Raw genomic sequence first — 24,102 nt, 5'->3', positions numbered from 1 at the left:
TTCAGCCGGCCTTGCGGCAGATCAGCAGGGGACGCGCGTAAAACTCGCTGACGCGCGTCAGTGGGCGTCCCCCGAGCAACTCCTGCACGCCGGGTTGCGCCAGGAGCTCATCCGAGGGCGTCTGCAGCGCCGGCCTGCGGGGATCGGTTGAAATCTCGACCATGCGGGGATCGTCCACGTCGAAGCGCAGCGCTGCGCTTTCTATCACCCATCCGGCGGCCTGCATGACCGGTTGCAGGTAGTCCAGCATCGCATACGGTTCGCGCACCCCTGGCAAGACCGGCGTTGCCTTGTTGCCGCACCAGTTGTAGCCCAGTTGAAACACCATGCGGTGCGTGGTGCGCGCCAATCGGCCCAGGTAGTCGGTCATATAGGCGGCGAGGGCGCCAGGCTCGGGCACGTGGCTGCGGTCGAAATCGTCGCCAGCGTGGTGCAGCACATTCAGCAGCAGCACCAGGTCAGACTCAGGAAGCGCAGCCACCGTGTCCAACGTGACGGGTGTGCTGCTGGTCCGCATCTGGCCCAGTCTGTAATGCTGGGCGACGGCTCTCAGAAAGGCGCTGTTGGCCGGGTCCGGCTCGACGGCTGTGACCTGGGCTGCATCGTCATGCGCAAGGGTCAGGCTGAAGAATCCGGTATTCGCTCCGATGTCCACCACGCGCAAGCCGCTGAAGTCGATGCGTGTGCGCAGATAGTCCAGGCGGGTTCGGTCGCCGCGCCAGCGTTCGTCCACTGGCGCGGTCACGCCGAAGTCGCGCACCAGGAAGGCTGGAAGCTGCTGGTAGATGCCGTGCTTGCCGGTCGAATGCCACAGGTCGAGCAGCGAGTCTTGGGTCAGCTGGGCAGGCAATTCGGTCATGTCAGGCTTTCGTTGTCAGAGGGTTTCAGGGTCTGCGCAGCTCGCGCACGGCCATTGGAAGGCTGGCCAGCGAGCTGCAGTAAATGTCCTGTCGGACGAACGACCACAGATGCGCGTAAAAGTCGCGTCGCTTGCGCTGGTACCAGCGAATCTTGCGACCGGCGAGGTGGGTGCCCAGCATGCCCGACAGCCAGGCGTACCGGACTTTCCGATCCGGCGGCGCGGGAAAGACCATGGCTTCCGGCGCGCCGAGCCAGGCGATCCGGAAGCCGGCGCGTACGGCCAGCGACAACGGGCCCCATAGCCGGGGGTTGAGTTCGATGAGGTAGCTGCGCCCTTCCACGGTGATTGCTTCCACCATGCAGAAGCCGAAGAAACCCGTAGACGCGATGCAGCGGGTAAGCCGTTCCAGGAAATCCGGCGATGGGCAGTCACAACTCTGTGCGGCCAGGATGGACTTTCCGCCGGGTTGCTGGGCCATGTTCTCCTGGAATAGGCTCGCGCAGCGACCGGCGCGGTCGAAGAACATCAGGTAGTAGTGGCTCGCGCCCCGGACGAAGCGCTGGAAGAAGTAGTTGGCGACGTTCTCGTTGGCGAAGAATGCTTGGCGCTCGTGCTCCTCGAACATCAGGACTGGGTAGAGCTTGCGGTGTGTCGCTGCATCGAACTCCGCATGCGGCTTGGCAACCAGCGGCAGCGGCGCGGTGTGAGGCAAGGTCTCCGACGGCGGAAGCTCCAGCCCGAACTGCAGGGCCAGTGCATTGAAGCTTGCCTTGTCGGAGAGCAGTTCGTAGGTCGCCAATGAAGGCAAGGGGATTTCCAGACGGCACTCCTGAGTCAAGCGGTCCCGGTGCCGCAGGACCAGACGATTGAGCGCTTCGGACACTGGCAGATAGATCAGCCGCGCGGGCAGCCGATGGCGTACCGCCAGGATGGTCTGCACCAGATCGTCCACATCCAGCGTGTCCTGCGATCGCGTAGCGACGACGTGCTTGGTCAGAAAACTGCGTGCGATCGGATCCTGTCGCGGGCGCGCAATGATTGAGAACCCAATGCCGTCGCTGCGCAGGCTGCGGCATGCCGCAACGATGGCGCGTTCGTTGGCACCCGAGAGGATCAGGAAGTGCATGGCGGGCAATTGTCACGCGGGGCCGCGCATGCCGGCGGCGGGTGCCGGCGGTCTGCCGCTGGCTGCTTCAAGACTGCAGCAGTTGGAGAACTTGCTGCGGCAGCTGATTCGCCTGGGCCACCATCGCAGTGCCGGCCTGTTGCAGGATTTGGGTGCGCGACAGGTTCGCCGTCTCCTTGGCGAAGTCGGCATCGACGATGCGCCCGCGGGCGGCGGCCAGGTTCTCGATCTGGATTTCCACGTTGGCAACGGAGTTCTCGAAGCGGCTTTGCAAGGCGCCGAGGTCGGCGCGCGCCTCGTTGACCTGGTCCAAGGCACTGTCGATCTTCTTCAGCGCCACCCAGGCATCGGCCTGTGTGGCGATCGTCAGTGTGTCGATGCCGGAGGTGGCGGTGCCCGAGGCCGCCACGATGGCCACGGAACTGATGCCCGTACTCGCTGCGGTGAGGCCCGCGAAGGTGATGCCGGTCACAGCGTTGCCCGAGGCGTCCACGCGCGACGAGCGGAAATCGACCGAAAAGCCGGTCACCTGGTCGCCGGACAGGAAGGCCGTCACACCGGTATCGGCCGACTTGCGGTTGATGGCCTCGATGACTTGGCCCAGCCGTTCGGTGCTCGAGTTGGCGGCCTTGATCGGGCCCAGGTCGGTGGTGACACCGCCCACGGTGATCGACAGAGTGCTGCCGCCGATCGCGTTGAGCGAGGTGATGCCGGCGGCGGCGATGCCGGTGATCGTGGAGGTGCCGTAGGCGATCCGCGACAGGCCCTTGGCCGTTGTGTCCGTCAGGGCGCCCACAGTGATGTTGTCGCCCGAGTTGGCGCCGACCTGGAAAACGGCCCCGGAGAACGTTCCGTCGAGGATCTTGGTGCCGTTGAAGCTGGTTTGCTTGGCCACCCGGTCAACTTCATCGCGCAACTGGGCAACCTCGGCCTGCAACGCGGCACGGTCGGCCTTGCTGTTGGTGGCGTTCGACGCTTGTACGGCGAGTTCACGCATGCGCTGCAGCATGTCGCCGACCTTGCCCAGCGCACCTTCGGCCGTCTGGCCCAGCGAAATGCCGTCGTTGGCGTTGCGTGCCGCCACTGTTTGTCCTCGCACCTGGGTGTTCATGCGCTCGGCGATGGCCAATCCGGCCGCGTCGTCCTTTGCGCTGTTGACGCGCAGACCGGAAGACAGGCGTTGCATCGAGGTCGCCAGCGAACCCTGGGAGGCGCTCAGATTGCGCTGGGCATTGAGCGAGATGGAATTGGTGTTGATCGTCGAGGCCATGGAAGGGTGCTCCTACTTGTCCAAGGGGGTGGAACCGGGTCGGCCGCGCCAGATCAGCGCACCGTCGGCGCCCACGTTCCTGGGCGTGCTCGGAATTCTGGAGACGTGACGCCGCCGCATACGGCCGAAAAGCGTCCAAAAGTTGCGCCTTTTCTGCTGCGGGACCTAAACAGGCCCTCAAGTTTTCCGGGAGCGGTCCGAAAACCTGTGCAATGGGTCTCGAAGGACCCGTTGGCCGGCAAAGTGGCAGAGAAAAAGCCTTTGGAATCAAATGCTTTCTCGCCGCCACCGGTCAGGGCGGCCAGCGCGGTGCTGGCGTTGTGATCGGCGTTTTGCCGCTTTTTTGGAGTCTTTTCATGGCACAGACCATCAACACCAACGTCATTTCGCTGAATGCACAGCGAAACCTCAGTTCCTCGCAGAGTTCGCTGGCGACCTCGATGCAACGCCTGTCTTCCGGCCTGCGCGTCAACAGTGCGAAGGACGACGCGGCCGGCCTGGCCATCGCCGAGCGCATGAGCACGCAGGTCCGTGGCAACACGGTGGCGGCGCGCAACGCCAACGACGGCATCTCGCTGTCGCAGACGGCCGAAGGCGCGCTGGGCAAGGTGGGCGACATGCTGCAGCGCATGCGTGAACTGGCGGTGCAGTCCTCCAATGCCACCAATAGCACGGCCGACCGCAAGGCACTGCAGGCCGAAGTCAAGCAGCTGACCGACGAAATCGACCGGGTGGCCAAGCAAACCAACTTCAACGGCACCAAGATCCTGGACGGCAGCTTCTCGGGCGCGGTGTTCCAGGTGGGCGCCAACTCGGGCGACAACATCACGGTCGGCGCGCTGACGAACTCCACGGCCAAGGGCCTGGCCAATGTCAACTACGGCACATCGTCGGTCACGGGTATCGGTGCGTCCGGCATCACCTCGCTGACGGCCATCTCGGCCAACACGCTGTCCATCACGGTCGATGGCGTCACCACCGACCTCGGCGCGATCAAGGCCGCCAGCTCGGCGCAGGAGCGCATGGGTCAGGTCGTGGAGGCGATCAACCGCGCGTCGGCCGATACCGGTGTCACGGCCTTCCTGTCCGGCGACAAGGTGACTGGTTTCAGCGTGGAGTTCCGCTCCTCCAAGGTCGACGCATCCGGCAACGCCGTCACGGCGATCACGTTCTCCGGACTGAGCGCTGCAAGCACCGGTTTCTCGTCGGTCACCATCGCTGCTGCCAGCGGTACTGCAGTGTCTGGCATCGACACCCTGACGGTGGAAACGCAGGCCGACGCATGGGTTGCCCTCAAGAAGATCGACAACGCGATCGATCAGGTCAACAACTCCCGTGCAGACCTCGGTGCTCTGCAGAGCCGCTTCGAGAACGCCGTGGGCTCCATCGAAATCCAGGTGGAGAACCTGTCGGCATCGCGCGGCCGCATCGTGGACGCCGACTTCGCCAAGGAGACCGCCAACCTGTCGCGTACGCAGATCCTGCAGCAGGCCGGTACCGCCATGGTGGCCCAGGCCAACCAACTGCCGCAGGGCGTGCTGGCCCTGCTGCAGTAAGCAGCTACCGATGAGCGCCCTGGACAGGGGCGCTTTTCGGCGCTTTGGATGGCGGGCAAGGGTGCTACCCTGTCCGCCGTTTTGCGTTTGTGCGCTTTCGGCGCGAGGAGATCGGCATGGCCATCACATCGGTCGGTATCGGTAGCGGCCTCGAGGTCGAGGACATCATCAGCAAGCTGGTCGCGCTGGAGAAGAAGCCGCTGGAAGGGCTGCAGGCCAAGGCGGAAAAGATCCAGACCAAGGTGTCCTCCTATGGCGAGATCAAGTCGCTCGTGTCCACCCTCCAGGACGCCGTCTCCAAGCTGACGCTGGACAGCGGCTGGAACACGCTCGCCGTCAAGTCGTCCAAGGAATCGGCCGTATCGGTCAGCGTCACCGGCATCGCGGCTGCCACCAGCTTTTCCGTCGGCGTCCAGAAGCTGGCGCAGTCGCAATCGACCGTGTCCACCGCCATCTCCGCCGGTGGGACCATCGGGTCGGGACAGTTGACGCTGGAGATCGGCAGCTGGAATGCCGGCGTGTTCACGGCAGGTACCGCAGCGGCCGTCAATGTCACCGTCGGCGCGACGGACACGCTGGCGCAGGTGGCTGCCAAGATCAACGACTCCGGCGCCGGGGTCGTCGCGACCGTGCTGTCCGACGCTTCGGGCGATCGGCTGATGCTGCGTTCCAAAGAGACCGGCGCCGTGTCGGGCTTTCGCATCACCACGGCCGACGATGATGGCAACAACGCCGACAACGCCGGCCTGTCGCGGCTGGCATTCGATCTGGCCCAGCCCACCGTGGGCATGGCGGCCAACAGCTACCAGGCGGCCCAGGATGCCGTGGCCACGATCAACGGCATCACCGTGACCTCTGCGAAAAACCAGCTGGTCAATGCCGTGCCAGGCCTGACCATCTCGCTGAACGAAGTCACGCCGGCCGGCGCCGATGCCCTGATCACGACCACCGTGGACAAGGAGGCGATGACCAAGAACATCCAGGAGTTCGTCGACGCCTACAACGCAGTCAACACGCTGCTGGCCACTTCCACCAAGTACGACAGCGAGACCAAGACCGCCGGCGACCTGCAGGGCGATGGCACTGCCGTCGGCCTGCGCAACAGCCTGCGATCGGTACTGGCAACGAACGGGATGACGGGCAACGTGTTCAACTCCCTGTCCGACATCGGCATCACGATGGGGCGCGATGGCAATCTGACTGTCAACGGCGCCAAGCTCAGCACTTCTCTGGACGATCTGGAGAACGTCAAGAAGCTGTTCATCCAGCGCAACGCCGACGGCACCGCCACGGGCCTCGCCGCGCGCATGAAGAGCTACACGGGCGAAGTCCTGTCGTTCGACGGCCTGCTCAACAACAAGACCGACGCCCTGGCGCGCGAGTCCGACCGCAATCTCAGCGAGCAGGACAAGGTCAACGACCGCGCCACGCTGGCCGAGGCCCGCCTGCGCAAGACCTACACCGCCCTGGACGTGAAGATGGGCACGCTGCAGGCCCTGGCCAACTACATGGACCAGCAGGTTTCGCAGTGGAACAAGAAGAACGACTGACACCGGTTTTTCACGCACGCAGCTCTTGAGTCCGGGCCCGTCCTGCCGATAACCACAACATCAACGACAGTTTCATGGGCTCTTCGATGTTCACCTCGGTCAGTTCCCGCTCCGCAGCCGCCTACAAGCGCGTTGGCACCCAGACCAGCGTGGAAGGCGCCAGCCCCCATCAGCTGATTTGCCTGCTTTATGAGGGCTTGCTTGCCGCATTGCGCCAGGCCCACGCCGCCACAATGCGGGGTGACATGGAGACCAAGGGCAAGGAAATCGGCAAGGCCGTGCGCATCCTCGAGGAAGGCCTCAAGGCCGCCCTCAACGATGCCGCAGGCGGCGAGCTGGCGACCAACCTGCGCGGTGTCTACAACTACAGCATCAGCCGACTCACAAGAGCCAACATCCACAACGACGCGCCGATGATCCAAGAAGTGATTGACCTGATCGTGCCGGTCTACGGCGCCTGGAAGAGCATTGCCACCCCCGCCGGCCAGCCGGCCGCTTCCTGAGCAGCAGCACCATGTCGCACATGCTGATCGACTACTACAAGGCCATCGAGGACAGCAGCGTCAAGATGCTGCGGGCCGCCCAGCAGGAAGACTGGGACGAGGTGGTGCGCCACGAGGGCGCCTGCGCCGTGCTGATCGAACAGCTGCGCCACCAGGCGCAGACCGAGCAGCTCACGGCCGAGCAGCGCAAGGAGAAGGCGCGCATCATGCAGCGCATCCTGCGCAACGACGCCGAGATCCGCTGCCTCACCGAGCCCTGGCTCACGCAGTTCGAATACATGCTGGAGAGCCGGCCGCAGCTGCTGCACTGAGCGCCCGCCGCGGTGGCCTGGCGCCACCGCCCCAATGCAAAGAGCCGCCCGATGGGCGGCTCTTGTCGTTTGGGGGGGGGCGGGCAGGGAGGGGGCTCAGACCTGCATGTTCATGATGTCGGTGTAGGCCTGCACCATGCGGTTGCGCACATGCAAGGTGGCCTGAAAGCCGATCTGGGCCTTCTGGATCGCCACCATGGTCTCTTCCAGGCTGACCTGGGGGTTCTCGAGCTGGACCTCGCGCGAGAGCCGGCCGGATTCGCCCTGGGCGCCGCTGACCGACACCAGCGCGCTCTTGAGCGCTGTGGAAAAGCCCGCCTGTTCCTTGGCTTCGGTGGCGACGCCGCGCGCGGCTGTGCCCGCCGCCGGTGCCGGGCGGGCGATGGTGGAGCCGATCGAGGGGGTGAGGCGCAGGTCCATGGTGGCGTCCAGGCTTGGGGGATGACGGCAATCCTAGTGGCCGCCGGCCGCTGCCATGGGCTGAAATGCTGGCCAATCCGCGCGCTTATCTGGCGAAGAATCCGGCCAGATCTCAGAATAATCCGCCGCATCTCCCCCATTGCGCACGTTCGTCCCCGCGGCGTGCCCCACGACGATGTCTGCCGTTGCCGAAGTTCCTGCCGGTCCTCTGGTCCCCGCCCCCGCGGAACCCGCTGCCGCGGGCGAACGCGCCAAATCGCCGCTGGCCGAGCGCCTGGCGCGGCTGGACCGCGCCCAGCGCATCCGGTTGGGGCTGGGCATCGGCCTCATGCTGCTGGTGATCGTGGTCGGCTTCATGATGGGCAACCGGACCGAATACCGCACGCTGTACAACGGCCTGACGGACAAGGACGGCGGCGCCATCGTGGCCCAGCTCACGCAGATGAACGTGCCGTACAAGTACTCCGAGGGCGGCGGCTCCATCATGGTGCCGGCCGACCGCGTGCACGACGTGCGGCTGCGCCTGGCCTCGCTGGGCCTGCCCAAGGGCTCGGTGGCGGGCTTCGAGCTCATGGAGAACAACCGCTTCGGCATGACCCAGTTCCAGGAGCGGCTGGGCTACCAGCGCGGGCTGGAGGGCGAGCTCACGCGCTCGATCCAGTCCATCGCTTCGGTGGAGAGCGCGCGCGTGCACCTGGCGCTGCCGAACCAGAACGGCTTCTTCCGCGAGCAGCAAAAGCCCTCGGCCTCGGTGCTGGTGACGCTGCGCGCCGGCCGCACGCTGGACCGCACCCAGCTGGCCGGCATCGTGCACCTCGTGGCCTCCAGCGTGCCCGAGATGAACCCCTCGGCCGTCAGCGTGCTGGACGACACGGGCAAGCTGTTGTCGGGCACGCCCGAGGCCAGCGGCGGCGTGGACGCGCAGCAGCTGCAATACGTCTCGCTGATCGAGCAGCAGTACACGCGCCGCATCATGGACATCCTGGAGCCCGTGGTCGGCCGCAACAACGTCAAGGCCCAGGTCACGGCCGAGGTCGATTTCTCCCAGACCGAGCAGACCAGCGAGCAGCACCGGCCCAACCTGGCCGCCGACGCCAGCGCCGTGCGCAGCCAGCAGGTGGTGGAGACCACCACCGGCCCGCAGCCGGGTCAGCCTTCGGGCATTCCGGGCGCAGTGTCCAACCAGCCCCCGCAGCCGGCCAACGCGCCCATCAACGGCCAGGCCCAGCCGCTGCAGGCCTCCGGCGGCGCCCAGGGCGGCCCCAGCAACACCAAGCGCGAATCCATCACCAACTACGAAGTCGACAAGACCGTGCGCACCGTGCGTGGCGGCTCGGGCAGCATCAAGCGCCTGTCGGCCGCCGTGGTGGTCAACCACCAGAGCGCCACCGACGACAAGGGCAACCCCACCACGCGCGCGCTGTCGGCCGAGCAGATCGCCCAGATGACGGCGCTGGTGCGTGAAACCATTGGTTTCAGCCAGGACCGCGGCGATTCGGTCAACATCATGAACGCCGCCTTCGTGCAGACGGTGGAGCCGACCGACACGCGCCCGCTCTGGCAGCAGGTCGCCACGCCGGAGAACCTGCGCAGCTTCGCCTGGCCCATCGGCATGCTGCTGCTGGCGCTGATCGTGCTGTTCGGCCTGGTGCGGCCCGGCTTCAAGGCCATGCAGCCGCCCAAGCCCGAGCCGGCACTGGCCGACGGCAGCGGCACGCCGGGTGGCCCGGACGGTGGCGGCCAGCTCGACGCGCTGGTGGCCGACGATGCCGAGCGCCCGGCGCTGGGCGGCCCGGCCCTGAGCGACACGGTGGACCTGCAGCCCACCGACCACCAGCTGCGGCTGGAGGCGGCGCGCAAGCTGGCGCTGGAAAATCCGATCGCGGTGGCCAACATCGTGAAGGACTGGATCAATGGCGAAGCCAGCGGCTCGTCCTGACGGGAGACCAAGACCATGGATGAAGAAGGCCTGACCGATTCCGCCATTTTCCTGATGTCGCTGGGCGAGGAAGAAGCGGCCGAGGTGTTCAAGCACCTCTCGCCCAAGGAGGTGCAGCGCCTGGGCGAGACCATCGCGCGCACGCGCACCGTGCCGCGCGAGCGTGTGGAGGCGGTGGTCAGCAAGTTCACCGAGACCGCCAGCCGCCAGAGCCTGCTGGTGTCCGACACCGGCGATTACGTGAAGAATGTGCTGCGCCGCGCGCTGGGCGACGACAAGGCCTCGCTGCTGATCGACCGCATCCTGCAGGGCGGCGACATCTCCGGCATCGAGAGCCTGAAGTGGATGGACCCGCTGTCGGTGGCCGAGCTGCTGCGCAACGAGCACCCGCAGATCGTGGCCGCCATCATCGTGCACCTGGACCACGAGCAGGCCTCCGGCGTGCTCAAGCACCTGAGCGAGCGCCTGCGCAACGATGTGCTGCTGCGCGTGGCCACGCTGGAGGGCATCCAGCCCACGGCGCTCAAGGACCTGAACGAGGTGCTGTTCAAGGTGCTGGCCGGCGGCGACAAGATCCGCAAGTCCTCGCTGGGTGGCGTCAAGGCGGCGGCGGAAATCATCAACTTCCTGGGCACCAACCTGGAAAGCACCGTCATCGAGTCCATCCGCGGCCACGACCCGGACCTCGCGCAGAAGATCATGGACAAGATGTTCGTGTTCGACGACCTCATCAACCTGGACAACAAATCCATGCAGGTCATGCTCAAGGAAGTGCAGTCCGACGCGCTCATCGCGGCGCTCAAGGGCGCCGCGCCGGAGCTCAAGGAGAAGATCCTGTCCAACATGTCCAGCCGCGCCGCCGAGTCCATGCGCGAGGACCTGGAATCGCGCGGCCCGATGCGCCTGTCCGAGGTCGAGGCGCAGCAGAAGGAAATCCTGAAGACCGTGCGCCGCCTGGCCGACGAAGGCCAGATCGTCCTCGCGGGCGGCGGCGATGACGCATTGATATGAGGACCACCCCGTTTGGCCGGCTTCACTTCGTGTGGCCGACCCATACCCCTCAAGGGGCGCACCCAGCGGCCTGGCAGAGCCAGTTCCGCGGGTGCGCTGGCATGGCCTGCTCCGCGGCCGTTGGCGCCGCTGCGCGCGAGCCGCTGCCGAGCTTCCTCGGCGCGGCGCGCAGCGCATCGGATCGCTGAGATGTCCACCGCCCGCAACCGCATGTACACCCGCTTCATCCCGGGCGAGGAGATCGGCGCGGTCGCGGCCTGGAAGTTCGGCCGGCTGGGCGCGCCGGAGCCCGAACCGGAGCCGCTGCTGGAAGCGGAGCTGCCCGGACCGCCGCCCGAACCCGAGCCAGAGCCGGAGCCCGAGGAAGCCCGCCTGCAGCGCGCCTACGACGCCGGCCATGCCGCCGGCTATGCCAGTGGCCATGCCGACGCCGCGCGCGTGGGCCACGAGCAGCTGGACGCCTATGTCAGCGGCCAGGGCCGCGAGAACGCCGCCCAGTTGGCGGCCGTGGTGCAGCAGCTGCAGCAGCGGCTGGCCGAGTGCGAGCAGCGCCAGGCGCGCCAGGTGCTGGACCTGGCCGCCGAGCTGGCGCGCCAGATCGTGCGCCGCGAACTGGCCGTGCAGCCCGATGCCGTGCTGCCCGTGGTGCGCGAGGCGCTGGCGCTGCTGGGCGCCGAGCACAAGGTCGCCACCGTGACGCTGCATCCCGAGGATCTCGCCGTCGTGGAAGCCGCGCTGCAAGAGGAGCATGCGGCACTGCAGGTGAACTGGATCGCCGACGCGCAGGTGGAGCGCGGCGGCTGCCTGGTGGAGGCGGCCGGCACCGTGGTCGACGGCCGGCTGCCGGCGCGCTGGCGCCGGGCGCTGGCCCAGCTGGGGCTGGACGCGCCCTGGCAGCAGGAGGCCGGCGATGCCTGAGAGCTTGAGAGGAAATCGCTTGAGCTCACGCAAGCCCCCGAAAAGCGCCGTGGCACCTGAAGGCCTTGGGCTTGCGGGGGCTTGCCCTGCGGGCCAGGGCCCTCAAAAACGCCGGGCGGCGTTGCGCCGCTTGCCCATATCCCGATATGGGCTGCGCGACGCGCCTTGCCCGGCGCCTTTGCGAGCCCTGTCATGAGCCCAATCAATTCCCTCTCAAGCTCTGAGGCCGACGCGCCCGCCGCCGCCTGGGACGGCCTGCTGGACACGGCCCTGGCGCGCGTGCGCGCCGGCGCCACGCTGGAGGTGCGCGGCACGCTCACGCGGCTCGCGGGCCTGGTGCTGGAGGCCACGGGCGTGCGCGTGCCGGTCGGCTCGCAGGTCCACATCCAGATGCCGGGCCAGGCGCCGGTGCTGGCCGAGGTCGTGGGCTTCGCGGGCGAGCGTGCGTTCCTGATGCCGGCCGGCGACGTGCACGGCCTGTCGCGCGGTGCCAGCGTCACGCCGGCGCCGCCCTATGTGCCCGTGCCGCGCCTGGGCGATGTGCCGGACGGTGCCGCGCCGCCGGCCGAGGGCGTGCTGCGCCTGCCGCTGGGCGATGGCCTGCTGGGCCGCGTCGTCGATGCCCAGGGCCTGCCCATGGACCACCAGGGCCCGGTGCGCGACGTGCGGGCCCTGCCCATGGACCGCCAGCCCATCAACGCCATGGACCGCGACCCCGTGCGCACGGTGCTGGACACCGGTGTGCGCGCCATCAACGCCATGCTCACCGTGGGCCGCGGCCAGCGCCTGGGCCTGTTCGCCGGTTCCGGCGTGGGCAAGAGCGTGCTGCTGGGCATGATGGCGCGCTACACCGCGGCCGACGTGATCGTGGTCGGCCTCATCGGCGAGCGCGGCCGTGAGGTCAAGGAATTCGTCGAAGACATCCTGGGCGAGGATGGCCGCGCGCGTTCGGTCGTGGTCGCCGCGCCGTCGGATGCGCCGCCGCTGCTGCGCATGCAGGGCGCGGCCTATGCCACGGCCGTGGCCGAGTACTTCCGCGACCAGGGCAAGCACGTGCTGCTACTCATGGATTCGCTGACGCGCTATGCCATGGCCCAGCGCGAGATCGCGCTGGCCATCGGGGAGCCGCCCGCCACCAAGGGCTACCCACCGTCCTGCTTCGCCAAGCTGCCCGGGCTGGTGGAGCGCAGCGGCAACGGCAAGGACGGCCACGGTTCGATCACGGCCTTCTACACCGTGCTGTCCGAAGGCGACGACCAGCAGGACCCGATCGCAGACGCCGCGCGCGCCATCCTGGACGGCCACATCGTGCTGTCGCGCGCGCTGGCCGAGTCCGGCCACTATCCGGCCATCGACATCGAGCAGTCGGCCTCGCGCGTGATGCACAACGTGGTGAGCCAGGAGCACTTCCTGCTGGCCCGGCATTTCCGCGCCGTCTACTCACGCTACCAGAAGGGCCGCGACCTCGTGCAGATCGGCGCCTATGCGCCCGGCGCCGACCCGCAGCTCGACGAGGCCGTGCGGCTGGCACCCGGCATGGCCGAGTTCCTGCAGCAGGACATGTTCGCCTGCTCGCCGCTGCAGCAGAGCGTGCGCCAGATGGCGATGGCGCTCGATCCCGACGGGGCCTGAACAGCATGTCCCAACAGCTGCTCAAGACCCTGGCCCTGGCCATCGAATTGGCCGAGCGCCGGCGCGACGCCGCGAGCCGGGCATTGGGCCAGGCCCAGCAGCGCCGCGTCGCGGCCGAACAGCAGCTCGCGCAGCTGACGGGCTACGCGCAGGAGACCGAGCAGCGCTGGGAATCGCAGGCACGCATCAGCGCCTTGCCCGAACTCATGCTGCACCACCACCGCTTCATGGCCCGGCTGGACGAGGCCATCGCCATGCAGCGGCGCGCCGTGGCCGAGCAGCTGCGCCGCGAGGAGATGGCCCGCCAGGCGCTGCTGCAGGCCGAGCTGCGCGTGGCGACGCTGCGCCAGGCCGTGCGCCGCAAGGAAGAGGCGATGGCCCTGGTACAGACACGCCGCGAACAGCGGCAGACCGATGAAATGGCGGCCGTGCGCCACGCGCTGACGCAGCGCCAGCAGGCCGAGGAGCAAGAACATGGGCATTGAAAAAGGGGCGGCCGCCGGCCATGCGGGCACCGCCGCGGCACAGCGGACCGGTGGCGGCGCCAAGGCGGCAGCGCAGGCCGCGGGCGGCGGCGACTTCCTGGCCATGATGGCGGCCCTGGAAGACGGCCTCGGCCTGGCCGAGGGTGACGGGGCGGCCCTGCTGCCCGGTGGGGCGCAGGCCGAAGGCAGGCGGGGCCGGCGCGACGCCCAGGCGCTGCCGGCCGATGCCCAGCCCGCCGATGCCGCGGCCCTGGCCGCGTTGCTGCCCGCGCCGGCCACGCCCGTGCCGGCGCAGCCGGTGCCTGCCTCGCCGGCGGCCGAGGGGTCCGCCACGCGCCTGGCAGTGCAGCCCGAGGGCGGCAAGCCCGCCGGCAGCGGCGAGCGCCCGGGCGCACAGGCCGCAGGGCCGGTCGACGGCCAGGCCGCGCCGGCCGCCGCTGCGGCCACCGATCCGCGGCTGGCGCCGCAGTACGCCAGCGTGTTCGAGCAGCTCCAGCAGCACCTCGCCGCGCGTGAGCAGGCGGCGCCCGAATCGGCCCTGCGGCAAGCCGCCCCTGCCGCCGCAGTGGCAGGCCAGGCGCGCGAGATGCGCGAGCCGGCCCGGGCCGAGCGCGGTGCGGTCCAGGCGCTGGCAGGGCCTGCGCGCGCCGAGGTCCAGGTGCTGGTTCCAGAGCCGGCCGGTCTGGCGGGCGGCGCCCGCCGCGGCGGGCAGGAATCGGCCGGCGATGGCGCGGGCCAACACGGCAACTCCCATGGCGCCGCCGGCTGGGCCGCGCCGGATTTCACCCCCACCGTGCAGTACGACGCCGCGCTGGCCGGCCTGGACGCGTCGGCGCCGCCCGACACGGCCTTCGACCGGCAGCTGGCCGACCAGCTGCGCCATTGGGCCAGCCAGGGTGTGCGCAGCGCCGAGCTGACGGTGGGCACCAGCGAGCCGGTGCAGGTGCGCATCGCGCTGGACGGCAACGAGGCCCAGGTGCAGTTCCGCGCCGAGCATGCCGCCACGCGCGACATGCTGGCCGGCAGCGTGGACCAGCTGCGCGACCTGCTCGGCGCGCAAGGCCTGGTGCTGTCCGGCGTGTCGGTCGGTGCCCACGGCGGCCAGGACGGCCGTGGCCAGGCAGGGCCGGATGCCGGCGCCGCGGCCGCGCGCCGGCCGGCGGTGCAAGCCGCACCGGCGACCGAGACGGTGGCTGCGGCACCGCGCCGGCCCACCGGCGCACTGGACCTCTACGTGTGAGAGGCGGGCTATATATGCCTGTTTTCCCAGCCTAATCCGCTGATCGGTCTGTCGATACGGGTCAATAATCCGGGCAGAACCGATCCCAGCCCCGAAGACAAAGGAAACCGCCGTGTCCGCTCCTGCTGCCGCCGACGCCGCACCCAAGCCCAAGGGCAAGAAGCCCCTGATCCTGGGTGCCGTGGCCGTGTTGTTGCTGGCCGTGGCCGGCGCCGCCTGGATGCTGCTGGGCCGTGGCCATGCCGACGAGGAAGAGGCCGGCGCCACCCCGCCGCCTGCCGCCCATGCCAAGAAGGGCAAGGAGGCGACGCCGCCCGTCTACCTGCCGCTGGAGAACATGGTGGTGAACCTGGCCGACGCCGGCGGCGAGAAATTCGCCCAGGTCGGCGTGACGCTGGAGGTCATGGACCAGAAGACCTCCGACCAGGTCAAGGCCCACCTGCCGGGCATCCGCAGCGCGGTGCTGATGCTGGTGTCGCAGCGCACCTCGGAGGAACTGCTCACGCGCGAGGGCAAGGAGAAGCTGGCCCACGACATCCTGCGCGAAGCCTCGGCGCCGCTGGGTTACGAGGTCGAGGAGGACGAGCCGCCGGCCCAGGAGGGCAAGCCGCGCAAGCGTCCGCGCCCGGTCGCGTTCAACCCGATCTACCGCGTGCTCTTTTCCAGCTTCATCATCCAGTAAGGCCCGGCCATGAGTGAGTCGTTCCTTTCGCAGGAAGAGGTCGATGCCCTGCTGGAGGGCGTGACCGGTGAGAGCCAGAAGGCGGAGGAGGAGGTCGTCGAAACCGGCGAGATCCGCAATTACGACATCTCCAGCCAGGAGCGCATCGTCCGTGGCCGCATGCCGACCATGGAGATCGTGAACGAGCGCTTCGCGCGCAACTTCCGTGTCGGCCTGTTCAACCTGATCCGCCGCAGCCCCGAAATCTCGGTGGGCACCGTCACCGTTCAGCGCTACAGCGCCTTCCTGCGCGAGCTGGCCGTGCCGACCAACTTCAACATCATGGCCGTGCGCCCGCTGCGCGGCAGCGGGCTGGTGGTGTGCGAGCCCTCGCTGGTGTTCGGCGTGATCGACACGCTCTACGGCGGCGCCGGCAAGTACCACACGCGCATCGAGGGCCGCGAGTTCTCGGCCACCGAACAGCGCGTGATCAACCGGCTGCTCGACGTGATCGCGGGCGAGTACAAGAAGGCCTGGCACGGCATCTACCCGCTGGAGCTGGAGTACCAGCGCTCGGAGATGCAGCCGCAGTTCGCCAACATCGCCACGCCGAGCGAGATCGTGGTCTCCACCGCGTTCCAGCTGGAGATCGGCGACATCGCCGGCGTGATCCACGTCTGCATCCCGTACTCCACGCTGGAGCCGATCCGCGACGTGCTGTACTCGTCCACCCAGGGCGATTCGGTCGAGGTGGACCGGCGCTGGGTCACGGTGCTCTCGCGCGAGATCCAGTCGGCCGAGGTCACGCTGGTGGCCGAACTGGCCCGGGCCGATGCCACGGTGGAGCAATTGCTGGCCATGAAGCCGGGCGACTTCATCGAACTGGAGCGCCAGCCCAGCATCACCGCCACCATCGGCGGCGTGCCCATCTTCGAGTGCCAGTACGGCACGCACAACGCCAAGTACGCGATCCGCATCGAGGAATGCCTGCGCGGCAACGACATCCATCCGGAGGACCGCCATGGCCACTGAAGACCCCAAGGACAACACCGAAGAAGATCCCATGGCTGCCTGGGCCGAGGCCCTGGAAGAGCAGAAGTCCGCCGCGCCCGACCCGGAGCAGGGCGGCCCCTTGTCCGGCGCCGAGCCGCCGCCGCGCCAGGCCTTCAACAAGGACGGCACCATGCAGGACATCAACATGGTGCTGGACATCCCGGTCACCCTGTCGGTGGAGCTGGGCCGCGTGAAGGTGCCGATCAAGTACATCCTGCAACTGGCCCAGGGCTCGGTGGTCGAGCTCGACGCGCTGGCCGGCGAGCCCATGGACGTGCTGGTTAACGGCTACCTGATCGCCCAGGGCGAGGTGGTGGTCGTGAACGACAAGTTCGGCATCCGCCTGACCGACGTGGTGACGCCCTCGGAGCGGCTGCGCCGCGTCAGCCGCGGAGGCTGATTCGCCGATGTCGATTTCCTCGCAGACCCTGCTGGTCGTGGCCCTGTTCGTGGCCGCGCTGTGCACGCTGCCCTGGGCCGTCAAGTGGCTGCAGCGGCGCGTGCAGGGTGGCATGGCCGCGGCCGGCCCGGCCTCGCGCTTGGTCGGTGCGCTGGCCGTGGGGCCGCAGCAGCGCGTGGTGACGGTGGAGGTGGGCCCGCCCGGCGCGCGCACCTGGCTGGTGCTGGGCGTGACGGCGCAGTCCGTCAACCTGCTGCACAGCATGCCAGCCGGCGCGCCCGACTTCGCCGGTGCGCTCGTGAAGGCCGAGGCCACGCCGGTGCCGGCGCCCGCGCCAGAGGTCCGGCCATGACCCGGCGCCTGGCCATGCTGGCGGGCTTGGCCCTGCTGGCCGGGCCGGCGCTGGCGCAGAACAACGCACAGCTGCCGCTCATCATCGGCAGCGGGCCCGGGGGCAGCAGCTATTCGGTGCCGATCCAGACCCTGCTGTTCTTCACGGCGCTGTCCTTCCTGCCGGCCATCCTGCTCATGATGACGGGCTTCACGCGCATCGTGATCGTGCTGTCGTTGCTGCGCCAGGCGCTGGGCACGCAGTCGGCGCCGCCCAACCAGGTCGTCGTCGGCCTGTCGCTGTTCCTCACGCTGTTCGTGATGGGGCCGACGCTGGACAAGGTCTACCAGGAGGCCTACGTGCCCTACACCACCAACCAGCTCAACTTCGAGCAGGCGGTCGCGCGTGGCGAGGCGCCGATGCGCGAGTTCATGCTCAAGCAGACGCGCCAGTCCGACTTCTCGCTGTTCGCGCGGCTGGCGCAGCTGGACGCCTCCGTCACGGCCGAGACCGCGCCGCTGCGGGTGCTGGTGCCGGCCTTCGTGACCAGCGAGCTGAAGTCGGCGTTCCAGATCGGCTTCATGATCTTCATTCCCTTCCTGGTCATCGACATCGTGGTGGCCAGCGTGCTGATGTCGCTGGGCATGATGATGCTGTCGCCGGTGCTGGTGGCGCTGCCCTTCAAGCTCATGGTCTTCGTGCTGGCCGACGGCTGGAACCTGTTGATCGGCTCGCTCGCTTCCTCGTTCGCACGATGAGCCCGCAATTCGTCCTCACGCTGGGCCAGGAGGCGCTGACGCTGCTGCTCATGGTGTCGGCCCCCGTGCTGGCCATCGTGCTGGTGGTGGGCCTCGTGATCAGCATCTTCCAGGCCATCACGCAGATCCACGAGGCCACGCTGTCCTTCGTGCCCAAGCTCATCGCCGCGCTGCTGGTGCTGGCCCTGGCCGGCCCCTGGATGCTGACGACGCTGGTGGACTACGTGCGGCGCATGATCGAGATGATTCCGCAACTGCCGCAGTGACATGAGCCCACCCCGTTTGGCTGGCTCACTGCGTGTAGCCAGCCCATCCCCCTCAAGGGGCGCACCCAGCGGTCCGGCAGAGCCGGCCCGGCGGGTGCACTCGCATGGCCTGCTCCGCGGCCTTCGGTGCCGCTGCTTGTGAGCCGGCAGCGGAGACTACGCAAGGCGCGCCGAGCGACATGATTACCTTCAGCGAAGCGCAGCTGGTCGCCTGGATCTCGCCGGTCCTGTGGCCCTTTTTGCGCGTGCTGGCGCTGTTCACGGCCATGCCCATCCTGTCCATGCGCGCGGTGCCCATGCGCGCGCGCGTGGCGCTGGCCTTCCTGATCGCGGTGGCGGCCCAGCCCACGCTGGTGGGCCAGCCCATCATCGGCATCAACAGCCCGCAGGCCCTGGGCGCGGTGGTGCAGCAGGTCGGCATCGGCCTGGCCATCGGCTTCGCCGTGCGGCTGGTGTTCACGGCCGTGGAGCTGGCCGGCGAGCTCGTGGGCCTGCAGATGGGCCTGAATTTCGCGGCCTTCTTCGACCCGGCCAGCAACGCGCAGGTCAGTGCCGTGTCGCGTTTCATGGGCACCATCTCCATGCTGCTGTTCATCGTGGTCAACGGCCACCTGATGGTGTTGATGGCCGTGGTGCGCAGCTTCGAGGCCTTCCCGGCCGACGGCAACTTCCTCGATTCGCTGGCGCGGCTGCAGATGCATGGCCTGGGCCGCGAGATCTTCGCCAGCGCGCTGTGGATCGCGCTGCCCATGATCGGCCTGCTGCTGTTCGTCAACCTCACGCTGGGCATCGTCTCGCGCGTGGCGCCGCAGATGAACGTGTTCGCCGTGGGCTTTCCGGTCACGCTGGTGATGGGCCTGATCGGCATCGCGGCCACGCTGCCGCTCATGGACCAGCCCATGATGGCGCTGATGGAGCGCACCATCGCGCTGTTCGGGCCGCGCTAGTGGCCCAGGGCGCGCTGTTCGACGAGCCGGCGCAGCAGGGCGTGCTGTCGCTGGGGCGCGATGCCTGCGTGCTGCGTGGCTTCGCGCTGCCCTGGGTGGAGCGGCTGCTGGCCGCGCTGGCCGAGGTCGAGCGCGCCGCGCCGCTGCGCCACATGCTCACGCCGGGCGGCCTGGCCATGTCGGTGGCCAACACCAACTGCGGCGCGCTGGGCTGGGTCTCGGACCGGCGTGGCTACCGCTACAGCGCGACCGACCCCGCCAGCGGCCAGCCCTGGCCTGCCATGCCCGCCGCTTTCGCCGAGCTGGCGCTGGCGGCGGCCGGCGCGGCCGGCTTCACGGGCTATGCGCCGGATGCCTGCCTCATCAACCACTACCGGCCCGGCACGCGGCTGTCGCTGCACCAGGACAAGGACGAGCGCGACCACCGCGCGCCCATCGTCTCGGTCTCGCTGGGCATGCCGGCGGTGTTCCTGTTCGGCGGGCTGGCGCGCGCGGACAAGGCCGCGCGCGTGCCGCTGCAGCATGGCGACGTGGTGGTCTGGGGCGGGGTGGACCGCCTGCGCTTTCACGGCGTGCTGCCGCTCAAGGACCTGCCGCACCCGCTGCTGGGCGCCGAGCGAATCAACCTGACGCTGCGTCAGGCCGGCTGAGGCGCGCTGGCCGCATCCAGCGCGGCGATCTGCGCCGACGTGAGCTGCAGCCGCGCGGCCTTGGCGAAGCTCTCGACCTGGCGCACGCTGGTGGCGCTCGCGATCGGCGCCGTCACGCCTTCGCGTGCGATCAGCCAGGCCAGCGCGACCTCGGCGGGCGTGGCGCCGTGGGCCGCGGCCACCGCATCGAGCGCGTCGAGGATGGCGCTGCCGCGCGCGTTGAGGTACTTGGCCACGCCCCGGCCGCGTGCGCTGCCGGCCAGGTCGGCCTGGCTGCGGTACTTGCCCGACAGGAAGCCCGAGGCCAGGCTGTAGTACGTGACCACACCCAGCCCTTCGCGCAGGCAGAGATCGCGCAGCGGGCCTTCGTACGAGGCCCGGTCGGCCAGGTTGTACTCGGGCTGCAGCACCTGGTAGGCGGGCAGGCCCTGGCGGCGCGCCACGGCCAGCGCTTCGCCGAGCAGGGCCGCGTCGTAGTTGGATGTGCCGATGGCGCGCACCTTGCCGGCGGCCAGCAGCTTCGCGTAGGCGCCCAGGGTTTCCTCGTGCGGGGTTTCCGGGTCGGGCCAGTGCGAGAAGTACAGGTCGATGCGCTCCACGCCCAGGCGACGCAGCGAGTCTTCGACGGCGCGGCCGATGTAGTCGGCGGCCAGGCTGCGCTTGCCCAGGCCCATGTCGGAGCCGACCTTGGTGAACAGCACCACCTGGTCACGCCGGCTGGGGCGGGCCCGGAGCCACTTGCCGATGATGGTCTCGGACTCGCCGCCCTGGTTGCCGGTGGCCCAGCGCGAATAGACGTCGGCCGTGTCGATGGCGTTGAAGCCGGCATCGACGAAGGCGTCGAGCACCGAGAAGCTGGTGGCTTCGTCGATGGTCCAGCCGAACACGTTGCCGCCGAAGACGACGGGGGCGATGGCGAGGTCGGTGGCTCCCAGGGGGCGCAATTGCATGGGCGATTCCTTCAAACGAGGCCGTTGCGGATGGCGTAGACGGTGAGTTCGGCGTTGTTGCCCAGGTTGAGCTTTTCCAGCGCGCGGGTGCGGTACACGCTCACGGTCTTGGGGCTCAGCATGAGTTCCTCGGCGATGTCCGACAGGCGCTTGCCGCTGGCGATCTTGACCACCGTCTGCAGCTCGCGCTCGGACAGCGCCGCGTGCAGCGATTCCTGCGCCGGCTTGGCCAGGCTGTCGACCAGCATCTGCGCGACCTCGGGCGTCACATAGTTGCGGCCCTGGGCCACGGTGCGCACGCCGCGCACCAGTTCCTCGGGGTCGCCGGCCTTGCTGAGGTAGCCCTTGGCGCCGGCACGCAGGCAGCGCAGCGCGTACTGGTCTTCCGGGTACATGGAGACCACCAGCACCTTCACGCTGATGCCCGATTCGCCGAGGCTGGTCAGCACCTCCATGCCGCCGCGGCCGGGCATGTTGAGGTCCAGCACCAGCACGTCGCATGGCGTCTTGCGCAGCACATCGCGCACTTCGGCATAGCTGGAGGCCTCGCCGACGACCTGGATGTCGACGGCCTCGGCCAGGGTGTCACGGATGCCGCGGCGCACCACGGCATGGTCGTCGCAGAGCACGACGCGGATCATGCGGACTCTCCTTGGGCCAGGCGCTCGGCCGCCGCGGCGTCCAGCGGGATGGACAGGACGATGGTGGTGCCGGCGCCAGGCCGGCTCGAAATGTCGAGCCAGCCGCCCACGGTCTTGGCGCGCTCGGCCAGGCCGCGCAACCCGAAGGACTTGGGCTTGGCGAGCGCCTCGGGTGCGATGCCGCGGCCGTTGTCGCTGACCTCCAGCGTCAGCACGCCTTCGCCGTCGGACAGGTCGATCGCCACCCGGCTGCACTCGGCGTACTTGGAGGCATTGGTCAGCGCCTCCTGCGCGGTGCGGTAGGCCACCAGGGCCAGGGTCTTGTCGATGTCGAGGCCGCCCGGCGGGGCGGCCAGCACGGTGGCCACGCCGGTGCGGCGCTCGAACGCCTCGGCCAGCCAGCCGATGGCGGCCACCAGGCCCTGGTCGAGGATGGGCGGGCGCAGGTTCATCATGATGCGCTGGCTGGCTTCCAGCGCGTGCTGCAGCATCTCGCTGGCGGCCTGGGTGTGCGACTGCATCGCCGCATCGTCCTGGCTGTGGCGGGCGATCCAGGCCAGGTCGAGCCGGATCGCCGCCAGCGAGCCGCCGATATCGTCGTGCACCTCGCGCGCGATCGCCGCGCGTTCCTGCTCGATCGAGGTCTGCAGATGTTCGGTCAGCGCTGCCAGCCGGCGCTCGGAGGCGGCCAGTTCGGCGTCGGCGCGGGCCTGGTCCTGGCGCGCCTGCCAGACCTCGATGGCACGCATGATCACGTGCGGCAGCTTGCCGATGTGGTCCTTGAGCACGTAGTCGGACAGGCCGATGCGGATGGCTTCCACGGCGGCCGCCTCGCCGATGGCGCCGGACAGCAGCACGAACGGCGGGCGCTGCGCGCGCGTGCGCAGCAGGGCCCAGGCATCCAGCGCCGTGAAGCCGGCCAGGTGGTAGTCGGCCAGGATCACGTCGAAGCAGGCCTGCTCCAGCCGCAGCGCGAAGTCTTCCAGCGTTTCCACACGTTCCATGGCGAAGGCCATGCCGTGCTTGCGCAGCGTGAGGGCCACGAGCTGGTGGTCGATTTCGGAATCTTCCAGGTGCAGGACCCGGATCGGAGCAGGGGCGGCGTTGTCGGCCATGGACGGGCTTGCTGCGGTGGTGGAGCTGTACGGTGCGCAACGCCTGTCTCCCTGGCGCTGCACTTCGTCGCCCCATCCTACACATTTGGTGAGCCTGTACCCAAACCGCACTAATATCCGCCCTACATTCGCTCAGTAATGCAGCTTCTCCCGTGTTATGGAGACACCCATGTCGGCAGAGTCAGAACCGTCCCAGACGCCGGCAGTGCAGCTGCCGGTGATGGTCGTGGCCGACCTGCAGGACTCGCTGATGGTCGTGATGCACGATCTGCAGCGGCTGGACAGCCTGCTGGCCCACACCATGGACAACCTGATGCAGCGCTTCGACAAGGTGCACAGTGCCCTGGCCGAGCCGCAGCACCACGAGGCCATGGTCCAGGTGCGCGGCACGCTGCGCGACGCCGTGACCGAACTGCAGTTCCAGGACATGGCTTCGCAGCTGATCGCCCACACCACCAAGGTGCTGCAGGGCTGTGCCTACAAGCTGGCGGCCGAGTCCATGGGGCAGGGCCCCGAGGAAGAGGAAGCTGCCGCCGCGCCGTTCGGCGCCCCGACCAACGGCCGCCCCAACCCTGTCACCCAGAGCGAGATGGACGCTGGCTCGATCGAGCTGTTCTGATCCCTCGTTGCACGCACTGCCTACCTCGCCCGGAGTTCTTCCAATGCAATCGATCCTCGCCGTAGACGACTCACCTTCGATGCGCAAGATGGTGTCGTTCACCCTGACCGGGGCCGGCTACAACGTGGTGGAGGCCGTGGACGGCCAGGACGCCTACGAGAAGGCGCAGGCCCAGCCCATCGACCTGGTGCTGGCCGACCAGAACATGCCGCGGCTCGACGGCCTCGGACTGACCCGCAAGCTGCGCGACGACCCCAAATTCAAGACCGTGCCCATCCTCATCCTGACCACCGAATCGAGCGACCAGATGAAGCAGGCCGGCCGCTCGGCCGGTGCCACTGGCTGGCTCGTCAAGCCCTTCGATCCGGCGCGCCTGATCGAGGTCATCCAGAAAGTCATCCGTTGACCGCCGCGAGGAGCTTGCATGGCTGAACACACGCAGGAAGCCGGTGGCGGTGGCGCCGACTTCGACCTGAGCCAGTTCTACGAGATCTTTTTCGAGGAGGCCGGCGAGAACCTGGACCAGATGGAGCAGATGCTGGTCGGCCTGGACCTCTCGCAGGCCGACGACGAGGCGCTCAACGGCATCTTCCGCTGCGCCCATTCGATCAAGGGCGGCGCGGCGACCTTCGGTTTCCGCGACGTGACGGAGCTCACGCACCACATGGAGTCGCTGCTGGACAAGCTGCGCCGCCACGAGATCACGCCCGTGCCGCAGATGGTGGACGTGCTGCTGGAGTCGGCCGACACCTCGCGCGGCCTGTTGGCGCGCCACCAGAACGGTGGCCAGGGCGAAGTGCCCTCCACGGCCGACCTGGTGCGCCGCATCAGCGACCTGGCCGCGGGCAACGTGCCGGCGGCCGCAGCACCCGCACCGGCGCCGGCGCC

27 protein-coding genes and 1 pseudogene are annotated in these 24,102 nt (G+C 68.6%); 21 read left to right on the top strand and 7 right to left on the bottom strand.

All coding sequences use genetic code 11. The annotated features are described in order from the left end of the window. Position 1: 1 nt before the first annotated feature. The 3 genes from IE209_RS18735 to IE209_RS18725 all read right to left on the bottom strand — a co-directional run bounded on the left by IE209_RS18735 (position 2) and on the right by IE209_RS18725 (position 3,258). Positions 2 to 859, bottom strand: coding sequence for a DUF1698 domain-containing protein (locus IE209_RS18735; protein ID WP_189688455.1), 858 nt, complete (start codon positions 857 to 859; stop codon positions 2 to 4). 25 nt (positions 860 to 884) lie between these two features. Beyond that, positions 885 to 1,988, bottom strand: a complete 1,104-nt coding sequence (locus IE209_RS18730; RefSeq protein ID WP_189688454.1) for an ATP-grasp domain-containing protein — start codon at positions 1,986 to 1,988, stop codon at positions 885 to 887. Between the two features lie 67 nt (positions 1,989 to 2,055). Beyond that, on the bottom strand, positions 2,056 to 3,258 hold the full coding sequence (locus IE209_RS18725) for a flagellin N-terminal helical domain-containing protein (RefSeq protein WP_189688453.1): 1,203 nt from the start codon (positions 3,256 to 3,258) through the stop codon (positions 2,056 to 2,058). Positions 3,259 to 3,614: 356 nt separating this feature from the next. On the opposite strand from IE209_RS18725, the gene IE209_RS18720 reads away from it, so the two are divergent. From IE209_RS18720 to IE209_RS18705, 4 genes are all read left to right on the top strand, one after another. After that, positions 3,615 to 4,814, top strand: coding sequence for a flagellin (locus IE209_RS18720; protein ID WP_189688452.1), 1,200 nt, complete (start codon positions 3,615 to 3,617; stop codon positions 4,812 to 4,814). A 116-nt stretch (positions 4,815 to 4,930) separates the two neighbouring features. After that, entirely contained in the window at positions 4,931 to 6,364 is a 1,434-nt protein-coding gene (gene fliD, locus IE209_RS18715) for a flagellar filament capping protein FliD (RefSeq protein ID WP_189688451.1), read from the top strand. A gap of 74 nt (positions 6,365 to 6,438) precedes the next feature. After that, entirely contained in the window at positions 6,439 to 6,867 is a 429-nt protein-coding gene (gene fliS, locus IE209_RS18710; protein WP_308433192.1) for a flagellar export chaperone FliS, read from the top strand. Positions 6,868 to 6,878: 11 nt separating this feature from the next. After that, positions 6,879 to 7,178, top strand: coding sequence for a flagellar protein FliT (locus IE209_RS18705; RefSeq protein ID WP_145547533.1), 300 nt, complete (start codon positions 6,879 to 6,881; stop codon positions 7,176 to 7,178). A gap of 96 nt (positions 7,179 to 7,274) precedes the next feature. Here the strand turns inward: IE209_RS18705 and fliE are convergent, their stop codons facing one another. Next, complete coding sequence (fliE, locus tag IE209_RS18700; protein WP_189688450.1) at positions 7,275 to 7,598, bottom strand: flagellar hook-basal body complex protein FliE; 324 nt, start codon at positions 7,596 to 7,598, stop codon at positions 7,275 to 7,277. A 175-nt stretch (positions 7,599 to 7,773) separates the two neighbouring features. On the opposite strand from fliE, the gene fliF reads away from it, so the two are divergent. The 14 genes from fliF to alkB all read left to right on the top strand — a co-directional run bounded on the left by fliF (position 7,774) and on the right by alkB (position 19,889). After that, positions 7,774 to 9,537, top strand: coding sequence for a flagellar basal-body MS-ring/collar protein FliF (fliF, locus tag IE209_RS18695; RefSeq protein ID WP_189688449.1), 1,764 nt, complete (start codon positions 7,774 to 7,776; stop codon positions 9,535 to 9,537). A gap of 15 nt (positions 9,538 to 9,552) precedes the next feature. Then, a complete protein-coding gene (fliG, locus tag IE209_RS18690) occupies positions 9,553 to 10,548 on the top strand; it encodes a flagellar motor switch protein FliG (RefSeq protein WP_189688448.1) in 996 nt (331 codons plus the stop codon). A gap of 189 nt (positions 10,549 to 10,737) precedes the next feature. Next, entirely contained in the window at positions 10,738 to 11,466 is a 729-nt protein-coding gene (locus tag IE209_RS18685) for a FliH/SctL family protein (RefSeq protein WP_189688447.1), read from the top strand. A 192-nt stretch (positions 11,467 to 11,658) separates the two neighbouring features. Then, positions 11,659 to 13,098 carry a flagellar protein export ATPase FliI gene (gene fliI, locus IE209_RS18680; RefSeq protein ID WP_189688446.1) on the top strand — a complete coding sequence of 480 codons (1,440 nt, stop codon included), beginning with the start codon at positions 11,659 to 11,661 and terminating at the stop codon, positions 13,096 to 13,098. 5 nt (positions 13,099 to 13,103) lie between these two features. Beyond that, positions 13,104 to 13,583, top strand: coding sequence for a flagellar export protein FliJ (fliJ, locus tag IE209_RS18675; RefSeq protein WP_189688445.1), 480 nt, complete (start codon positions 13,104 to 13,106; stop codon positions 13,581 to 13,583). Beyond that, positions 13,573 to 14,823 carry a flagellar hook-length control protein FliK gene (locus IE209_RS18670; protein ID WP_189688444.1) on the top strand — a complete coding sequence of 417 codons (1,251 nt, stop codon included), beginning with the start codon at positions 13,573 to 13,575 and terminating at the stop codon, positions 14,821 to 14,823. The genes fliJ and IE209_RS18670 overlap by 11 nt, the downstream gene beginning before the upstream one ends. A gap of 112 nt (positions 14,824 to 14,935) precedes the next feature. Then, positions 14,936 to 15,505 (top strand): flagellar basal body-associated FliL family protein, encoded by a 570-nt coding sequence (locus IE209_RS18665; protein ID WP_189688443.1) that lies wholly within the window; start codon positions 14,936 to 14,938, stop codon positions 15,503 to 15,505. A 9-nt stretch (positions 15,506 to 15,514) separates the two neighbouring features. Continuing rightward, the gene (gene fliM, locus IE209_RS18660) at positions 15,515 to 16,516 is read left to right on the top strand and encodes a flagellar motor switch protein FliM (RefSeq protein ID WP_189688442.1); all 1,002 of its coding nucleotides are present in this window, start codon (positions 15,515 to 15,517) and stop codon (positions 16,514 to 16,516) included. Beyond that, the gene (gene fliN, locus IE209_RS18655) at positions 16,506 to 16,937 is read left to right on the top strand and encodes a flagellar motor switch protein FliN (RefSeq protein ID WP_189688441.1); all 432 of its coding nucleotides are present in this window, start codon (positions 16,506 to 16,508) and stop codon (positions 16,935 to 16,937) included. The genes fliM and fliN overlap by 11 nt, the downstream gene beginning before the upstream one ends. Positions 16,938 to 16,944: 7 nt before the next feature. Next, on the top strand, positions 16,945 to 17,289 hold the full coding sequence (locus IE209_RS18650; protein WP_189688440.1) for a FliO/MopB family protein: 345 nt from the start codon (positions 16,945 to 16,947) through the stop codon (positions 17,287 to 17,289). Continuing rightward, positions 17,286 to 18,026, top strand: a complete 741-nt coding sequence (gene fliP, locus IE209_RS18645) for a flagellar type III secretion system pore protein FliP (RefSeq protein WP_189688439.1) — start codon at positions 17,286 to 17,288, stop codon at positions 18,024 to 18,026. Before IE209_RS18650 ends, fliP begins: the two co-directional genes overlap by 4 nt. After that, the gene (fliQ, locus tag IE209_RS18640) at positions 18,023 to 18,292 is read left to right on the top strand and encodes a flagellar biosynthesis protein FliQ (RefSeq protein WP_056667529.1); all 270 of its coding nucleotides are present in this window, start codon (positions 18,023 to 18,025) and stop codon (positions 18,290 to 18,292) included. The genes fliP and fliQ overlap by 4 nt, the downstream gene beginning before the upstream one ends. A 179-nt stretch (positions 18,293 to 18,471) precedes the next feature. Next, a complete protein-coding gene (fliR, locus tag IE209_RS18635) occupies positions 18,472 to 19,239 on the top strand; it encodes a flagellar biosynthetic protein FliR (protein ID WP_189688438.1) in 768 nt (255 codons plus the stop codon). Positions 19,240 to 19,253: 14 nt separating this feature from the next. Beyond that, positions 19,254 to 19,889, top strand: a complete 636-nt coding sequence (gene alkB / locus IE209_RS18630; RefSeq protein WP_373305383.1) for a DNA oxidative demethylase AlkB — start codon at positions 19,254 to 19,256, stop codon at positions 19,887 to 19,889. Here alkB and IE209_RS18625 read toward each other — a convergent pair. The 3 genes from IE209_RS18625 to IE209_RS18615 are packed head-to-tail and all read right to left on the bottom strand — an operon-like array spanning position 19,877 to position 22,595. Continuing rightward, positions 19,877 to 20,839: an aldo/keto reductase gene (locus IE209_RS18625; RefSeq protein WP_189688436.1), complete on the bottom strand. Its 963-nt coding sequence runs from the start codon at positions 20,837 to 20,839 to the stop codon at positions 19,877 to 19,879. The genes alkB and IE209_RS18625 overlap by 13 nt on opposite strands. Positions 20,840 to 20,850: 11 nt before the next feature. Then, positions 20,851 to 21,480 carry a response regulator gene (locus tag IE209_RS18620; protein WP_189688435.1) on the bottom strand — a complete coding sequence of 210 codons (630 nt, stop codon included), beginning with the start codon at positions 21,478 to 21,480 and terminating at the stop codon, positions 20,851 to 20,853. Continuing rightward, positions 21,477 to 22,595: a hybrid sensor histidine kinase/response regulator gene (locus IE209_RS18615; protein WP_189688434.1), complete on the bottom strand. Its 1,119-nt coding sequence runs from the start codon at positions 22,593 to 22,595 to the stop codon at positions 21,477 to 21,479. Before IE209_RS18615 ends, IE209_RS18620 begins: the two co-directional genes overlap by 4 nt. A 169-nt stretch (positions 22,596 to 22,764) precedes the next feature. Between IE209_RS18615 and IE209_RS18610 the strand changes: the two genes are divergently transcribed. The 3 genes and pseudogenes from IE209_RS18610 to IE209_RS33905 form a co-directional block, all read left to right on the top strand. Beyond that, positions 22,765 to 23,214, top strand: a complete 450-nt coding sequence (locus IE209_RS18610) for a hypothetical protein (protein WP_189688433.1) — start codon at positions 22,765 to 22,767, stop codon at positions 23,212 to 23,214. Between the two features lie 43 nt (positions 23,215 to 23,257). Then, positions 23,258 to 23,620 (top strand): response regulator, encoded by a 363-nt coding sequence (locus IE209_RS18605; RefSeq protein ID WP_189688432.1) that lies wholly within the window; start codon positions 23,258 to 23,260, stop codon positions 23,618 to 23,620. Positions 23,621 to 23,638: 18 nt separating this feature from the next. Beyond that, a pseudogene (locus IE209_RS33905) lies at positions 23,639 to 24,102 on the top strand (Hpt domain-containing protein); the annotation flags it as partial.

This window comes from Pseudorhodoferax aquiterrae (assembly GCF_014652235.1).
GTDB classification, from domain to species: Bacteria; Pseudomonadota; Gammaproteobacteria; order Burkholderiales; family Burkholderiaceae_C; genus Pseudorhodoferax; species Pseudorhodoferax aquiterrae.
The sequence above is the reverse complement of the archived record's forward strand: the minus strand, read 5'-3'. Positions and strand labels throughout refer to the sequence as shown.

Bases quoted from the DNA above. Each gene is read 5' to 3' on its own strand.
- IE209_RS18610 (WP_189688433.1), top strand. From the start codon at position 22,765: ATGTCGGCAGAGTCAGAACCGTCCCAGACGCCGGCAGTGCAGCTGCCG.
- IE209_RS18720 (WP_189688452.1), top strand. From the start codon at position 3,615: ATGGCACAGACCATCAACACCAACGTCATTTCGCTGAATGCACAGCGA.
- fliM (WP_189688442.1), top strand. From the start codon at position 15,515: ATGAGTGAGTCGTTCCTTTCGCAGGAAGAGGTCGATGCCCTGCTGGAG.
- IE209_RS18625 (WP_189688436.1), bottom strand. From the start codon at position 20,839: ATGCAATTGCGCCCCCTGGGAGCCACCGACCTCGCCATCGCCCCCGTC.
- fliP (WP_189688439.1), top strand. From the start codon at position 17,286: ATGACCCGGCGCCTGGCCATGCTGGCGGGCTTGGCCCTGCTGGCCGGG.
- fliS (WP_308433192.1), top strand. From the start codon at position 6,439: ATGGGCTCTTCGATGTTCACCTCGGTCAGTTCCCGCTCCGCAGCCGCC.
- fliJ (WP_189688445.1), top strand. From the start codon at position 13,104: ATGTCCCAACAGCTGCTCAAGACCCTGGCCCTGGCCATCGAATTGGCC.
- fliR (WP_189688438.1), top strand. From the start codon at position 18,472: ATGATTACCTTCAGCGAAGCGCAGCTGGTCGCCTGGATCTCGCCGGTC.
- fliF (WP_189688449.1), top strand. From the start codon at position 7,774: ATGTCTGCCGTTGCCGAAGTTCCTGCCGGTCCTCTGGTCCCCGCCCCC.
- fliE (WP_189688450.1), bottom strand. From the start codon at position 7,598: ATGGACCTGCGCCTCACCCCCTCGATCGGCTCCACCATCGCCCGCCCG.
- IE209_RS18620 (WP_189688435.1), bottom strand. From the start codon at position 21,480: ATGATCCGCGTCGTGCTCTGCGACGACCATGCCGTGGTGCGCCGCGGC.
- IE209_RS18605 (WP_189688432.1), top strand. From the start codon at position 23,258: ATGCAATCGATCCTCGCCGTAGACGACTCACCTTCGATGCGCAAGATG.
- IE209_RS18615 (WP_189688434.1), bottom strand. From the start codon at position 22,595: ATGGCCGACAACGCCGCCCCTGCTCCGATCCGGGTCCTGCACCTGGAA.
- IE209_RS18670 (WP_189688444.1), top strand. From the start codon at position 13,573: ATGGGCATTGAAAAAGGGGCGGCCGCCGGCCATGCGGGCACCGCCGCG.
- fliN (WP_189688441.1), top strand. From the start codon at position 16,506: ATGGCCACTGAAGACCCCAAGGACAACACCGAAGAAGATCCCATGGCT.
- IE209_RS18685 (WP_189688447.1), top strand. From the start codon at position 10,738: ATGTCCACCGCCCGCAACCGCATGTACACCCGCTTCATCCCGGGCGAG.
- IE209_RS18650 (WP_189688440.1), top strand. From the start codon at position 16,945: ATGTCGATTTCCTCGCAGACCCTGCTGGTCGTGGCCCTGTTCGTGGCC.
- fliQ (WP_056667529.1), top strand. From the start codon at position 18,023: ATGAGCCCGCAATTCGTCCTCACGCTGGGCCAGGAGGCGCTGACGCTG.
- fliD (WP_189688451.1), top strand. From the start codon at position 4,931: ATGGCCATCACATCGGTCGGTATCGGTAGCGGCCTCGAGGTCGAGGAC.
- fliG (WP_189688448.1), top strand. From the start codon at position 9,553: ATGGATGAAGAAGGCCTGACCGATTCCGCCATTTTCCTGATGTCGCTG.
- fliI (WP_189688446.1), top strand. From the start codon at position 11,659: ATGAGCCCAATCAATTCCCTCTCAAGCTCTGAGGCCGACGCGCCCGCC.
- IE209_RS18725 (WP_189688453.1), bottom strand. From the start codon at position 3,258: ATGGCCTCGACGATCAACACCAATTCCATCTCGCTCAATGCCCAGCGC.
- IE209_RS18735 (WP_189688455.1), bottom strand. From the start codon at position 859: ATGACCGAATTGCCTGCCCAGCTGACCCAAGACTCGCTGCTCGACCTG.
- IE209_RS18705 (WP_145547533.1), top strand. From the start codon at position 6,879: ATGTCGCACATGCTGATCGACTACTACAAGGCCATCGAGGACAGCAGC.
- IE209_RS18730 (WP_189688454.1), bottom strand. From the start codon at position 1,988: ATGCACTTCCTGATCCTCTCGGGTGCCAACGAACGCGCCATCGTTGCG.